This window comes from Pseudomonas putida, from assembly GCF_001636055.1.
In the GTDB taxonomy this organism is placed as follows: domain Bacteria; phylum Pseudomonadota; class Gammaproteobacteria; order Pseudomonadales; family Pseudomonadaceae; genus Aquipseudomonas; species Aquipseudomonas machongensis.
The window spans coordinates 5118701-5132816 of sequence record NZ_CP011789.1; the positions used below are offsets into that span (position 1 = coordinate 5118701).

Below are 14116 nucleotides of genomic sequence, written 5' to 3' on the forward strand. Positions count from 1 at the left end.
GCTCGTTTACCTCAGCTTCAGGGTGGCAAGGCCGATCAGCACCAGAATCACGGTGATGATCCAGAATCGGACGATCACCCGCGGCTCGGGCCAACCCTTGAGTTCGAAATGGTGATGGATCGGCGCCATGCGGAACACACGCTTGCCGGTCAACTTGAACGATGCGACCTGGATCACCACCGACAGGGTTTCCACCACGAAGATGCCGCCCATGATGAACAGCACGATTTCCTGGCGGACGATCACGGCGATGGTGCCCAGCGCCGCACCCAGCGCCAGGGCACCGACGTCACCCATGAAGACCTGTGCCGGGTAGGTGTTGAACCAGAGGAAGCCCAGGCCTGCACCGATCAGCGCACCGCAGAACACGATCAGCTCACCCGAGCCCGGCACATAAGGGATCAGCAGGTACTCGGCGAACTTCACGTTGCCCGACAGGTAGCAGAAGATGCCCAGCGCACCGCCGACCATCACCGTCGGCATGATCGCCAGACCATCGAGGCCGTCGGTCAGGTTGACCGCGTTGCTCGAACCGACGATGACGAAGTAGGTCAGCACCACGAAGCCAACGCCCAGGGGAATGGTGAAGTCCTTGAGGAACGGCACGATCAGCGTGGTTTCGACGCTGGTCGGGGCGGTCATGTAGAGGAAGACCGCAGCCCCGAGGCCGAACACCGACTGCCAGAAGTACTTCCAGCGGCTCGGCAGGCCACGCGAGTTCTTCTCGATCACCTTGCGGTAGTCGTCGACCCAGCCGATGGCGCCGAACAGCAGGGTGACGATCAACACCACCCATACATAGCGATTGGTCAGGTCGGCCCAGAGCAGGGTGCTGATGGCGATGGCAGACAGGATCAGCGCACCGCCCATGGTCGGGGTGCCGGACTTGGACAGGTGCGATTGTGGGCCGTCGTTACGCACAGCCTGGCCGATCTGGCGAATCTGCAGGGTACGAATCATCCAGGGCCCCAGCCACAGTGCCAAGGACAACGCCGTCAACACACCCAGGATCCCGCGCAGGGACAGGTACTGGAAGACCGCGAAGCCCTTGTAGAACTGTTGCAGATACTCAGCCAACAGCAGCAGCATTAATGTTTCTCCCCGCTGGCACCACACAATGCAGCCACGACGTTTTCCATCGCAGCGCTGCGTGAGCCCTTGATCAAGATAGTGGTATCGCTGACGCTCTCGGCACGAACGGCGTCGATCAGCTCAGCTTGAGTAGCGAAATGGCGGCCATTGGCGCCGAACGCCTGAACCGCGTGAACCATGTTGGTGCCAGTCGCGTACAAGGCATCGACCTTGCCGCGTGCGTAGTCGCCCACCTGACGGTGGCCTTCCTCGGCCCATTGCCCCAGTTCGCCGATATCCCCGAGCACCAGGACGGTGCGTCCGGAAAAGCCGGCGAGTATATCAATGGCGGCACACATCGAGGTGGGATTTGCGTTGTAGGTGTCGTCGATCACCCGCGCACCGCTGGGCGCGATCTGTGCCACGGAACGGCCCTTGACCGGCTGCACTGCGGCAAGGCCGGCGGCGATGCCCGGCAGGCTCACACCTACGGCATGGGCGCCAGCCGCAGCGGCCAGCGCGTTGGCGACGTTATGCGTGCCAAGCAGGTTCAACTGCACCGGCGCACTGCCGCTTGGGCCGTGCAGGGTGAAGGAGGGGCAGCCGCGCGCGTCGCGACCGATGTCGCTGGCGTAGAAGTCGGCCTTCTCGTTGCTCAGGGCAAAGCTCAGCACCTGGCGCGCGCCGGCGCGCTTGTGCCAGATGTCAAAGGCCTTGTCGTCCAGGTTGAGCACGGCGATACCGCCCTCACCCAAACCTTCGAGAATCTCGCCCTTGGCCTCGACGATCTTCTCCGGCCCGCCGAATTCACCCACGTGGGCGGTGCCAGCGTTGTTGAGGATGACGACTTGTGGCCGGGTCAGGCCAACGGTGTAGCGAATCTCGCCGATGCGCGAAGCACCCAGCTCGATCACCGCCGCACTGTGATCGGGCGCGATCTCCAGCAACGTCAGTGGCGCGCCGAGGTCGTTGTTCAGGTTGCCACGGGTGGCATGTACCAGGCCACGGGTGCGCAGAATGGAGGCCAGCATCTCCTTGACCGTGGTCTTGCCGCTGGAGCCGGTGATGGCGACCACCGGTTTGTCGAAGGCGGCGCGATTGAGCGCGCCCAGCAGGCCAAGCGCCACGCGGCAATCGGCGACCAGCAACTGCGGCAAGTCGACATCGGCGATTTCGCGCTCGACCAACGCGGCCACGGCGCCCTTGGCCTTCACATCGGCAAGGTAGTCGTGGCCATCGAAACGCGGGCCGGTCAGTGCAATGAACAGTTGCCCCGCAGCCACGCTGCGGCTGTCGATGCTGACACCGGTGAAGGTGGCGTCGGCCCCGACCAGACGAGCACTCAGTGCTGCGGTCAGCTGGCTGAGTGTCATGGGCTTAAGCATGTGGAGCCTCCCAGGCTGAAAGCGCCTTCTCGGCTTCGACCAGATCGGAGAAAACAAGGCGCTCGCCATTGATCTCCTGGTAATCCTCGTGCCCCTTGCCGGCCAGCACGATCACATCGTCGGCGGCAGCGGTGGCGATCAGGTGTGCGATGGCTTCGCCACGACCGGCGACGAACTCGGCGTCGGCAGGCTTGGCGAAACCTGGGCGAATGTCATCGAAGATCCGCAGCGGATCCTCGGTACGCGGGTTGTCGTCGGTGACCAGCACGCGGTCAGCCAGACGCTCGGCCACTTCGGCCATCAGCGGACGCTTGCCGCGATCGCGATCCCCGCCACAACCGAACAGGCACAGCAGCTTGCCGTGGGCGTGTGGACGCAGGGCTTCGAGCACCTTTTCCAGCGCATCGGGGGTGTGCGCGTAATCGACCACCACCAGCGGTTTGGCGCCCCCGCCCAGGCGCTGCATGCGACCGACAGGCCCTTGCAATTGCGGGATGACTTTCAGGATTTCGTCCAGCGAGTAATCCAGCGCCAGCAGCGTGGCCACGGCTGCGAGCATGTTGCTCAGGTTGAAACGCCCGAGCAGTTGGCTGCGCAGTGTGCGTTCGCCTTGAGCGGTGACCAGGATGGCGCGCACGCCATCGTCGTCGAAATGGGCTTCGCGGCAGAACAGCGACGCGTCCGGGTTTTCCAGGCTATAGCTGAGCAGCCGGGTCTCGATATGATCGGCACTCGGGCGGCGAGCAAAGTCCTCGGCCAGACGACGACCAAAGGCGTCGTCCAGGTTGACCACCTGCCAACGCAGGCTCGGCCAGGCGAACAGCTTGGCCTTGGCGGCCTCGTAGGCCTGCATGCTGCCGTGGTAGTCCAGGTGATCGCGCGACAGGTTGGTCATCACCGCGATATCGAAGGCCAGTGCTGCCACGCGCCCCTGCTCCAGGGCATGGGAAGACACTTCCATCGCCACGGCCTCAGCGCCACCCTTCTTCAGGTCGTTGAGCGTGGCTTGCACGGCAATCGGATCCGGCGTGGTCAGGCGGCCGCTCTGCAAGTCCCCGTAGAAACCGGTACCCAAGGTGCCGATCAGACCGCAGCGCTGGCCCAACTGATCAAGGGCCTGGGCGAGCAGTTGCGTCACGCTGGTCTTGCCGTTGGTGCCCGTCACACCGACCAGATTGAGTTGGCGGCTCGGCTCGCCATAGAAGCGGCCGGCGATGGCCGACAGTTGCGCGATCAGGCCCTTGACCGGAATCAGCGGCACGTCGGTCAGCGGCAACACCGTGGCGCCCTGCTCTTCATAGGCGATGGCGGCGGCACCGCGGGCAAGCGCATCGGCGATGTGATCACGACCATCGACCTTGGCACCTGGCACCGCCAGGAACAGATCACCCGGCCGCACCTGGCGGCTGTCGAGTGTCAGCTCGCGAATCAACGGATCGCGGCTGGCGTGGGCGAAAAGCTTGCTCAATGGCATCGTCATCAACCACGCCCTCCCTTGGCGGGTACTGCGCTGGCCTGCTGCGCGTTCGCGGGCGGCAGGTTATCCGGCGGCACGTTCATCAGCCGCAGGGTGCCGGACATGACCTTGCTGAACACTGGCGCCGAGACCAGGCCACCGAAGTAACCGCCCTTGCCCGGCTCGTCGATGACCACGACGATGGCGTAGCGCGGGTCGCTCATCGGGCCGAAGCCTGCGAACAGCGAGCGGTAGGCGTTTTCGGTGTAGCCCTTGGAGCCGACCGTGGCCTTGCGCGCCGTACCCGACTTGCCAGCGACGTGGTAGAACGGCACCTGGGCGCGGAACACACCACGCGGCGCCTCGATCACCTGCTGCAACATGCCCTGCACGGTCTTGGCGGTTTCTTGCGGAATGGCTTGCACGGCTTCCGGCGCCTTGTCGACCTTGAGAATCGACAGCGGCACCATCTTGCCGTCGTTGGCCAGCGCGGCGTAGGCGTGAACCAACTGCAGGGCGGTGACCGATACGCCGTAGCCGTACGAAAGCGTGGCCGTCTCGGCCTTGCGCCATTCGCGATGATTGGGCAGGTTGCCAACACGCTCGCCCGGGAAGCCCAGGCCGGTGTACTGCCCCAGGCCGACCTGCGACATCACCCGATAGATGGCTTCGCCGCCGATATCGAAGGCGATCTTGCTCATGCCGACGTTACTGGAGTTGATCAGGATGCCGGTCAGATCGAGGATCGGGCCCTCGCTCCTGGAAACGTCCTTGATCGTGTAGCGACCGATCTGCAGGCTGCCCGGATACACCTCGACCTTGTCGGTCGGTTTCCAGCGCCCGCTCTGCAGGGCCGCACTCATGGAGATCGGCTTGACCGTCGAGCCGGGCTCGAAGACATCGATGATGGCCCGGTTACGCATGGCTGCCGGGAACATGCTGCGGCGGTTGTTGGGGTTGTACGTTGGCTGGTTGACCATCGCCAGGACCTCGCCGGTCTTGACGTCCATGATCACCAGGCTGCCGGCCTTGGCGTCCTGTTCGGCGATGGCGTTGCGCAGCTCGCGAGTCGCCAGGTACTGGAGGCGCAGATCTATCGACAACGCCAAGGTCTTACCGGCCTTGGCGTTCTTGGTGACTTGAATATCCTTGATCAGGCGACCGCGCCGGTCCTTGATCACTTGTCGCTTGCCAGGCACCCCGGCCAGCCACTCGTCATAGGCGAGCTCGACACCTTCACGGCCGTGGTCATCCAGGTCGGTGAAACCCACCATGTGCGCGGTGACATCACCCGCCGGATAGAAGCGGCGGAACTCTTCGAGGCCGTAGACACCGGGCACTTTAAGGTCGAGCACCTGCTGGCCCTGCTCGGGCGTGAGGCCACGAACCAGGTAGATGAACTCCTTGTTGGCCTGCTGGGTGAGGCGCTCGATCAATTGCTGCGGGTTCTGCCCCAGCACGGCGGCCAGTTGCGGCCAGCGATCCTTGGACGCCTGCATCTCCTTGGGGTTGGCCCACAGCGTGGTGACCGGCGTACTGACAGCCAGAGGCTCGCCATTGCGGTCGGTGATCAGGCCACGGTGTGCAGGAATCGGGATATGGCGCAGGCTGCGAGCATCACCCTGGCCCTTGAGGAAGTCGCGATCGACCACCTGCAGGTCGATGATCCGCCAGCTGATGGCGCCGACCATCAACGCCAGCAGGCCAACGACGACCCGGAAGCGCCAGGGGTAGAGTGCACCCTCGAGCTTCATCATGGCGTCACCATCCGCACTTCGTCAGCGTTGGGCACGCGCATCTTCAACTGGCCGGCGGCCAGGCTTTCGATGCGGCTGTGGGCAGTCCAGGTGCTCTGCTCGAGAATCAGGCGCCCCCACTCAGCCTGGGCCTTGTCGCGTTCGCTCAGCTCATTGTAGAGCGTGTTGAGCAACTGGCGGTTCCAGTGCGCGCTGTAGGAGACAGCGATGGCCGACACCAGCACGCCAACGAACAGCAGAAGCATCAGGAAGCTTCCGCCTGGCAATGGCTTGGCGAACAGGCGACTCACCGCAGTTTCTCCGCCACGCGCATGACGGCGCTGCGCGCACGCGGGTTGGCCTTGAGTTCCGCATCGGAGGCGAACTGCGCCTTACCGATCAGCTTGATACGAGGTTCGAAGACCTTGTGCTGCACCGGCAGGTTGCGTGGCAGGTTATCCGCCTCGCCCTTGACCAGCTTGCGCATGAACAGTTTGACGATACGGTCTTCCAGCGAGTGGAAGCTGATCACCGCCAGACGACCGCCGACTTCCAGCGCCTCGAGCGCGGCTTCGAGGCCGGCCTCCAAGTCACCCAGCTCGTTATTGACGTGAATGCGCAGCCCCTGGAAGGCGCGAGTTGCCGGGTTCTTGCCCTTTTCCCAAGCAGGGTTGGCGACCTTGAGCACTTCGGCCAGGTCGGCAGTACGGGTGAACGGCTGCTTCTCGCGACGCTCGACCACCGCACGCGCCATGCGGCCGGCAAAACGCTCCTCGCCATACTCCTTGAACACGCGGGCTATTTCTTCGACGGGGGCGGTCGCGATGAACTCGGCCGCGCTGATGCCTTGGCCCGGATTCATGCGCATGTCCAGTGGGCCATCGTTGAGGAAACTGAAGCCGCGCTCGGGATCGTCCAGCTGTGGAGAGGAGACACCCAGGTCGAGCAGGATACCGCTGACCTTGCCATCCAGCGCGCGCGTGCGCACTTCATCACCGAGCTCGGCGAAGCTGCGCTGCACAATGACAAAGCGGCCGTCTTCGGCCGCCAGCGCTTGCCCCGTGGCAATCGCCTGTGGATCCTTGTCGAAGCCCAACAGCCGCCCTTGCGGCCCGAGCTTGCTGAGAATGAGACGACTGTGCCCTCCGCGACCGAAGGTCCCGTCCAGATAGCAACCGTCGGCGCGCAGGGCCAATGCCTCGACAGCTTCGTCGAGCAATACGGTGATGTGGTTGAAGCCGCTATCTATCGTCACAGGATCAGGTCACGCAGTTCATCGGGCATGGCGCCCGGTTGTTGAATAGCTGCGAGGTCGGCTGCCGAAACCGCGTTCCAGGCATCCTCATCCCACAGCTGGAATTTGTTCAGTTGCCCCACCAGCATCGCCTTCTTGTCGAGCTTGGCGTACTCACGCAAACGGGGCGGCACCAGGAAACGACCACTGCCATCGAGCTCCAGGTCCACCGCATTACCGATCAGCAAACGCTGCAGGCGACGGTTTTCCTCACGCAGCGACGGCAAGGCACGCAACTTGGCTTCTATCTGTTCCCACTCATCGAGGGGATAAACACACAAGCAGGGGTCAACAGCGTCGATGGTCACGATAAGTTGACCATTGCAACGCGAATCGAGCTCGTCACGGTACCGGCTCGGCATGGCGAGACGGCCCTTTGCATCGAGGCTGACGGCGTTGGCTCCGCGGAACACGGCTGCGATTCCCCACAATGTTAACTTTTTTGTGCCAGAAAACCCACTTCATCCCACTTTCTGCCACTTGCGCACACTATAGGAATCCGTCCGCCACACCGTCAAGGCGCGTTCATAAGGAAAACCCTTACAGGACCGAGATTTAGCGCAACAAAGGAAGGCGGAAGGACTACCGGGAGAAAAAACTGGCGGGAAAAATCAAGCGCACTCAAACGGATAGAGTGTGAAGTTAAAGTGAATTATCAAGAGTAAGAACTTTTCGGCATTACCAGAAGGGATCTGCTATCGATTCAAGCAGGAAAAGAAGAGGTGGAGAGTCGATCTGTAAGCCGGGTTTTGTCGAGGACAGTCATTCCTCTACGACGGCCATCACTGGACGCCTCTAGCAACCTACCCGGTTCCGACGCGGGCCACGCCATAAGGAACCCTATTTGGTCTTGCTCCGAGTGGGGTTTACCTAGCCACGAACTGTTGCCAGTCGTGCGGTGCGCTCTTACCGCACCTTTTCACCCTTACCGGCACCGAAGTGCTTAGGCGGTTGTTTTCTGTGGCACTTTCCGTAGGCTCGCGCCTCCCAGGCGTTACCTGGCACTCTGCCCTGCGGAGCCCGGACTTTCCTCCCCCTGCTTTTGCGGAACAAATGCAGGCAGCGACTGTCCGATCGACTCTCCGCCGGTAAGGGTAACGGCAGGCGCGAGCAAGAACAAGCAATACCGCAAATAATATCATTACGCCATCAATGGCTTTTCTGTTTATCCAGCGCCGCTTGATAAAGAAGATTCTTGCGCACGCCGGTAATTTCCGCCGCCAATGCCGCCGCCCGCTTGAGCGGCAATTCCGCCAGCAGCAGGTCCAGTACACGCATGGCGTCGCTGCTGATCGCCTGATCGTCTTGCGGCGCACTCCAGCCCGCGACCAGCACCACGCATTCCCCACGCTGCTGATTGGTATCCGCTGCGACAAAGGCGCGCAACTCGGCCAACGGCAACCCCTTGAGCGTCTCGAACGTCTTGGTCAGCTCTCGCGCCAGAACGGCCGGGCGCGCTCCCCCGAATACCGCCTCCATGTCCTCCAGGCATTCGAGGATGCGATGCGGCGCCTCATAGAAGATCAAGGTCCGGGGCTCCTCCTTGACCTGCTCCAGTCGCGCACGGCGCCCGACAGCCTTTGCCGGCAGGAAGCCTTCGAAGATGAAGCGATCAGAGGGCAGCCCCGCTGCCGACAGCGCAGCGATCAGCGCACACGCCCCTGGCACCGGCACCACCCTCACCCCGGCAGCCCGCGCCTGGCGCACCAGGTGATAGCCCGGATCGGAAATCAGCGGTGTGCCGGCGTCGGACACCAGCGCCACATCGTCACCCGCCAGCAAGCGCGTGATGAAGCGACTGCCTTCGTCGCGCTCGTTGTGCTCATGGCAGGCCGCCAGCGGCGTCTCGATGCCGAAGTGCTGCAGCAGGCGCACAGAATGGCGGGTATCCTCGGCCGCGATCAGCGCCACGCCGGCCAGCACCTTGAGTGCCCGGGCGCTCATGTCGTCGAGGTTGCCGATGGGCGTCGCAACGACGTAAAGCGTACCCGCTATGGATTTTGGAACCCCTGCAACATCAGTCACTGCACACACCTGTCTTGCCGATCAAAGGCGCCATTGTAGCCCGAGCGCCCGCAACAAGGCGCAAAGAACTTGGCCGCCATCCCCTGACATGCGACCTATAGTGAAGGATCAGCGTCAGCAAGATCGCGCCCCGGCCAGCGCTTGGGTACAATTGTCGGCCAACTTGATCGAGTAACAGGACCCTTACATGATCGCTTGCCTGCGGCTGCTCACAGCCCTCTGTCTCGCTGCCCTGCTGGCAGCCTGCGCCAGCTCGCCCTCATCCAGCCTGGGCGAACTGCCACGCACCCCCGACGCCAGCATCGAGCAACTGCTCGAGAAGGCGGCTTCCAGCAAGTCCGCCGAAGACGCCGCGCTGCTGCGCCTGAGCGCCGCCGACATGGCCTACCGGCAGAAGGACTTCCCACGCGCCGCACGCATCCTCGAGCAGGTTCCACTGGACACGCTCAAACCCGCCCAACAGGTGTTCGCCAGCACCCTGGCCGCCGAACTGGCGATGAGCCGCAACCAGCCCAAAGCCGCCCTCGGCGCCCTGTCGCACCCAAGCCTGCAACGCGTCGGCGAGCTGCCCGAAGAGCTGCAGGTACGCACCTATAGCGTGCATGCTGCAGCCCTCGAAGCCGACGGCCAGGCACTTCCTGCGGCCCAGCAGCGCATCCTGCTGGCTCCGCTGCTCAGCGGCCCGGACGCGACAAAGAATAACGATGCCATCTGGTCGCTGGTAGCCTCGCTGCCCGCCGACCAATTGCAGCAACCGGCCAGCAACCCGACCCTCGCCGGCTGGACCAGCCTGGCCCTGGCGGTCAAGAGCGCCGGCACCCTGGAACAGCAGCAGGCCGCCATCGATAGCTGGCGCCAGCAACATGCCGATCATCCGGCCGCCAAGCAGTTGCCTGACGCACTGGTCAAACTCAAGCAACTGGCCAGCCAGCCGCTGACCAAGATCGCCCTGCTGCTGCCACAGGAAGGCCCGCTGGCCGGTGTAGCCCGTGCACTGCGCGACGGCTTCATGGCAGCCCACTTCCAGGCCCAGCAATCCGGCCAGCCAGCGCCGGCGGTTCAGGTTTTCGACAGCTCGCGCCTCACCTCGCTGGATGACTTCTATCGCCAGGCCCAGGCGGCCGGCGTACAGCTGGTGATCGGTCCGCTCGAAAAACCACTGGTGAAGAAACTCGCCGACTACCCGCAACTGCCCATCACCACCCTGGCGCTGAACTACGCCGAGGCCGGGCAGAAATCGCCACCACAACTGTTCCAGTTCGGCCTCGCCGCCGAGGACGAAGCCCGCGAAGTCTCTCGCCGTGCCCGCGCAGACGGCCTGGTCCGCGCCGTGGCCCTGGTGCCGAGCGGCGAATGGGGCGACCGCGTGCTCGCAGCTTTCCGCCAGGACTGGGAAGGCAACGGCGGCACCCTGCTCGCTGCCGAGCGCATCGCCCAGCCGGTGGCCCTGGCTCAACAGATCGCCGATCTGTTCCAGCTGCGCCAGAGCGAAGGTCGCGCCAAGAGCCTGCAGAGTGCCGTGGGTGGCAATGTCGCCGCACAACCGTCGCGTCGCCAGGACATCGACTTCATCTTCCTCGCTGCCACCCCGCAGCAGGCCCAACAGATCAAGCCGACCCTCAACTTCCAGTACGCGGGTGACGTGCCGGTCTATGCGACCTCCAACCTCTACAGCGCCAGTGGAGACGTGAACCAGTACAACGACATGAACGGCATTCGCTTCTGCGAAACCCCATGGCTGCTGGACAACACCAACAGCTTGCGCCAGCAGGTGGTCCAGCAGTGGCCACAGGCTGCCGGCAGCCTGGGTCGCCTGTACGCCATGGGGGTCGATGCCTATAGCCTGGCGCCACGCCTCGGCCAGCTCAAGGCGCTGCCTGACAACCGCGTCGAGGGCCTGTCCGGCAGCCTGAGCATCAACGCCAACCAGCGTATCGAGCGCCAACTGCCCTGGGCCGAGTTCTCCGGCGGCCAGGTCAAGCGCCTGCCGGACACGGCTCGCTGATGCCCGACGCCTCGCCTACCAGCGCCGGGCTCGCGGCAGAAAACCAAGCCCTCGATTATCTTCGAGGGCAAGGCCTGCAGCTGCTGACGCGCAATTGGCGATGCAAGGAAGGCGAGCTTGATCTGGTCATGCTCGACGCCGATACAGTAGTATTCGTCGAAGTCCGCTACCGCTTGCACGTGGACTTCGGCGGCGCCGTCGGAAGTATCGACGGGCGCAAGCAGAAACGCCTGGCGCTTGCCGCCAACATGTTCCTGCTGAAGGAGCCCCGCTGGGCCGATCACCCCTGCCGCTTCGACGTAGTCGCCCTGCAGGGCAGCCACCATGCAGGTCGACCGCTTCAATGGCTGAAAAACGCCTTCGAATGCTGAACCCATTCCGATTTCTTTGCTCTATGTTTCGCGGGCTGGCCCCTGTCGCGCGTCGCGCAGGCCTCCGCCGCACTTAAGGTCACACCAGATGGACATGCAATCCCGAATTCGCCGGCTGTTCCAGGCCAGCATCGATACCAAGCAACAGGCAATGGACATCCTGGCACCGCACATCGAGCAGGCCAGCCTGGTCATGGTCAACGCGCTGCTCAACGAGGGCAAGATGCTCGCCTGCGGCAACGGCGGCTCGGCGGGTGACGCCCAGCATTTTTCCTCGGAACTGCTCAACCGCTTCGAGCGCGAGCGTCCGAGCCTGCCGGCCATCGCCCTGACCACCGACAGCTCGACCATCACCTCGATCGCCAACGACTACAGCTACAACGAAGTCTTCTCCAAGCAGATCCGCGCCCTGGGCCAACCAGGCGATGTACTGCTGGCGATCTCCACCAGCGGCAACTCGGCCAATGTGATTCAGGCGATCCAGGCCGCACATGATCGTGAAATGATTGTCGTAGCATTGACCGGACGTGACGGCGGCGGTATGGCTTCGCTGCTGCTGCCCGAGGATGTGGAGATCCGCGTCCCCTCCACGGTCACTGCGCGCATCCAGGAAGTCCACCTGCTGGCGATCCATTGCCTGTGCGATCTGATCGACAGCCAACTGTTCGGGAGTGAAGAATGATCCCCAAGCGCCTCGGCCTCATGGCCCTGACCCTGTGCCTCGGTATTTCCGGCTGCAGCTCGGTATTGACCTCGACCCGCAACTCGCCGATCGAGGATGACCGCGGCACACGCACCATTGGCAGCAAGATCGACGATTCGCTGATCGAAACCAAGGTTTCGGTCAATGTGGCCAAGGCAAGCCCAGACCTGGACAAGGGCTCGCACATCGTCGTCAGCAGCTACAACGGCATCGTCCTGCTCGCAGGCCAGACCCCGCGCGCCGACCTGAAGAGCCTCGCCGAGCAGACCGCCGGCCAGGTACAACGGGTCAAGAAGGTGCATAACGAACTGCAGGTGATGCAGCCCTCGTCGATCCTGGCACGCAACAACGACACCTGGCTGACCACCAAGATCAAGACCCAGATGATCGGTGACGCCAACGTGCCCAGCTCGCGCATCAAGGTGATCACCGAGAACGGCATCGTCTACTTGCTCGGCCTGGTCACCCAGCAGGAAGCCAACGCCGCCACCAACGTGGTTCAAGGTGTGTCTGGCGTACAGAAGATCGTCAAGCTGTTCGAGTACATCGATTGATATCCAGGGCCACGGCGCGCGATGAATGCGCGCTGTGGCCCATCGCACCAGGTATTGCCGCAAACAACCCAGGAAAGCCCATGAAGAAGTCCCTGCTGTCCCTTCTCGCCATCACCGCCTTCGCCACCTTGGCCGGCTGCTCCACCCCGAGCACGATCACCCTCAACGACGGCCGCGAGCTGCAGACGCTCGACACGCCAAAGTTCGACAAAGATTCGGGCTTCTACGAATTCAAGCAGCTGGACGGCAAGCCGACCCGCATCAACAAGGACCAGGTCCGTACGATCAAGGACCTGTAATCCGAACTTGAATAAAAAAGGCGATCCGGATGGATCGCCTTTTTTATTACTTGACCACTTTCAAGCTCGGCCGCCCAGTGGGTCGCGGCGGCTGGCCACCACCCTCCGGCGGGCCATCATCATCAGGCTCGACGCCTTCCTCATCGAGCTCTTCGCCATCCATCAACGGCGGCTCCAGCTCGAACACCATGCCCTGGCCATTCTCTCGAGCATAGATCCCCAGGATCGCGCCTGCCGGCACATAGAGCGAATGGGCCACGCCACTGAAGCGCCCCTCGAAGCTCACCGCGTCGTTGTCCATGTGCAGGTTACGCACGGCGCTGGGCGAGATGTTCAAGACGATCTGGCCATCGCTGGCAAATCCCTGGGGCACCTGGACCGCCGGATACTCGGCATTGACCAGCATATGGGGGGTGCAATCGTTGTCGACGATCCACTCGTACAGTGCTCTAACCAGATAGGGGCGACTGGAGTTCATCAACGGCTCCTTAAAGCTTGCGCATTTCACGTTCAGCAGCGGACAGGCTCGCCTGGAAAGGCTCGCGGGCGAACTGTCGCTCCATATAATCCAGCAGCGGCTTGGCTTGCCGCGGCAGTTCGATACCCAGGACCGGCAATCGCCAGAGTATGGGCAGTAGACAACAATCGACCAGGCTTTGCTCCTCGCTCATGAAGCAGGGAAACTCGCCGAACAGCGCCGAGACACCAGTCAGACTCTCGCGCAGCGACTTGCGCGCCTCGCCACGCGCAGCCTCGGCGGCACGCGGATCGAGAATGACATCAGCCAGTGCACACCAGTCACGCTGGATACGGTGCATCAGCAGGCGGCTGTTGCCGCGCGCCACCGGGTATACCGGCATCAGCGGCGGATGAGGATAACGCTCCTCGAGGTATTCCATCACCACGGTCGATTCGTACAACGCCAGGTCGCGGTCGACCAGGGTTGGCACGCTGCCATAGGGGTTCACTTCGATCAGTTTGGGCGGCAGACGATCGGCGATGACGTCGATGATCTGCACACTGACGCCCTTCTCGGCGAGAACGAGGCGTACCCGATGAGAATAATGGTCAGCGGGGTCGGAATAGCAGGCTAACCTGTTGGTCGCGCCCATGTAGCTCCTCCTCGCATGGGGATGCTTGTGAAACTGCAAATGCAAACGCGCCCTGGGAGGCTCCTCGCGATTGCGCAGGAGCGCCCCAGGGCGCGTTCAACTACC

Annotated in this window: 15 protein-coding genes and 1 other RNA gene; 5 read left to right on the forward strand and 11 right to left on the reverse strand. The window is 63.1% G+C overall.

The annotated features are described in order from the left end of the window. Window positions 1-6: 6 nt before the first annotated feature. The 9 genes from mraY to rsmI form a co-directional block, all read right to left on the reverse strand. Window positions 7-1089, reverse strand: a complete 1083-nt coding sequence (mraY, locus tag AB688_RS23005) for a phospho-N-acetylmuramoyl-pentapeptide-transferase (RefSeq protein WP_054894005.1) — start codon at window positions 1087-1089, stop codon at window positions 7-9. After that, on the reverse strand, window positions 1089-2456 hold the full coding sequence (locus tag AB688_RS23010) for a UDP-N-acetylmuramoyl-tripeptide--D-alanyl-D-alanine ligase (protein WP_063546010.1): 1368 nt from the start codon (window positions 2454-2456) through the stop codon (window positions 1089-1091). Before AB688_RS23010 ends, mraY begins: the two co-directional genes overlap by 1 nt. After that, window positions 2449-3936 (reverse strand): UDP-N-acetylmuramoyl-L-alanyl-D-glutamate--2,6-diaminopimelate ligase, encoded by a 1488-nt coding sequence (locus tag AB688_RS23015; RefSeq protein WP_063546011.1) that lies wholly within the window; start codon window positions 3934-3936, stop codon window positions 2449-2451. Before AB688_RS23015 ends, AB688_RS23010 begins: the two co-directional genes overlap by 8 nt. Then, window positions 3936-5666, reverse strand: a complete 1731-nt coding sequence (locus tag AB688_RS23020; protein WP_162714455.1) for a peptidoglycan D,D-transpeptidase FtsI family protein — start codon at window positions 5664-5666, stop codon at window positions 3936-3938. Before AB688_RS23020 ends, AB688_RS23015 begins: the two co-directional genes overlap by 1 nt. Further along, a complete protein-coding gene (ftsL, locus tag AB688_RS23025; RefSeq protein WP_063546012.1) occupies window positions 5666-5959 on the reverse strand; it encodes a cell division protein FtsL in 294 nt (97 codons plus the stop codon). Before ftsL ends, AB688_RS23020 begins: the two co-directional genes overlap by 1 nt. After that, on the reverse strand, window positions 5956-6903 hold the full coding sequence (gene rsmH, locus AB688_RS23030; RefSeq protein WP_063546013.1) for a 16S rRNA (cytosine(1402)-N(4))-methyltransferase RsmH: 948 nt from the start codon (window positions 6901-6903) through the stop codon (window positions 5956-5958). The genes ftsL and rsmH overlap by 4 nt, the downstream gene beginning before the upstream one ends. After that, window positions 6900-7355: a division/cell wall cluster transcriptional repressor MraZ gene (gene mraZ / locus AB688_RS23035; RefSeq protein ID WP_004575120.1), complete on the reverse strand. Its 456-nt coding sequence runs from the start codon at window positions 7353-7355 to the stop codon at window positions 6900-6902. The genes rsmH and mraZ overlap by 4 nt, the downstream gene beginning before the upstream one ends. A gap of 309 nt (window positions 7356-7664) precedes the next feature. Further along, an RNA gene (gene rnpB / locus AB688_RS23040) (RNase P RNA component class A) lies at window positions 7665-8024 on the reverse strand. A 67-nt stretch (window positions 8025-8091) separates the two neighbouring features. Then, window positions 8092-8886 (reverse strand): 16S rRNA (cytidine(1402)-2'-O)-methyltransferase, encoded by a 795-nt coding sequence (rsmI, locus tag AB688_RS23045; protein ID WP_231100337.1) that lies wholly within the window; start codon window positions 8884-8886, stop codon window positions 8092-8094. A 268-nt stretch (window positions 8887-9154) separates the two neighbouring features. Here rsmI and AB688_RS23050 point away from each other — a divergent pair, with 268 nt between their 5' ends. From AB688_RS23050 to AB688_RS23070, 5 genes are all read left to right on the forward strand, one after another. Next, a complete protein-coding gene (locus AB688_RS23050) occupies window positions 9155-10972 on the forward strand; it encodes a penicillin-binding protein activator (RefSeq protein ID WP_063546015.1) in 1818 nt (605 codons plus the stop codon). Further along, window positions 10972-11343: a YraN family protein gene (locus AB688_RS23055; RefSeq protein ID WP_063546016.1), complete on the forward strand. Its 372-nt coding sequence runs from the start codon at window positions 10972-10974 to the stop codon at window positions 11341-11343. The genes AB688_RS23050 and AB688_RS23055 overlap by 1 nt, the downstream gene beginning before the upstream one ends. A gap of 88 nt (window positions 11344-11431) precedes the next feature. Next, window positions 11432-12025 (forward strand): phosphoheptose isomerase, encoded by a 594-nt coding sequence (locus AB688_RS23060; protein ID WP_054893997.1) that lies wholly within the window; start codon window positions 11432-11434, stop codon window positions 12023-12025. After that, window positions 12022-12600, forward strand: a complete 579-nt coding sequence (locus AB688_RS23065; protein ID WP_063546017.1) for a BON domain-containing protein — start codon at window positions 12022-12024, stop codon at window positions 12598-12600. Before AB688_RS23060 ends, AB688_RS23065 begins: the two co-directional genes overlap by 4 nt. A gap of 80 nt (window positions 12601-12680) precedes the next feature. Continuing rightward, entirely contained in the window at window positions 12681-12899 is a 219-nt protein-coding gene (locus tag AB688_RS23070; protein ID WP_063546018.1) for a YgdI/YgdR family lipoprotein, read from the forward strand. A gap of 46 nt (window positions 12900-12945) precedes the next feature. Here AB688_RS23070 and AB688_RS23075 read toward each other — a convergent pair whose 3' ends face one another. Both AB688_RS23075 and AB688_RS23080 read right to left on the reverse strand, forming a co-directional pair. Beyond that, window positions 12946-13377: a ClpXP protease specificity-enhancing factor gene (locus AB688_RS23075; RefSeq protein ID WP_054893994.1), complete on the reverse strand. Its 432-nt coding sequence runs from the start codon at window positions 13375-13377 to the stop codon at window positions 12946-12948. 10 nt (window positions 13378-13387) lie between these two features. After that, a complete protein-coding gene (locus tag AB688_RS23080) occupies window positions 13388-14011 on the reverse strand; it encodes a glutathione S-transferase N-terminal domain-containing protein (RefSeq protein WP_063546019.1) in 624 nt (207 codons plus the stop codon). Window positions 14012-14116: the final 105 nt, after the last annotated feature.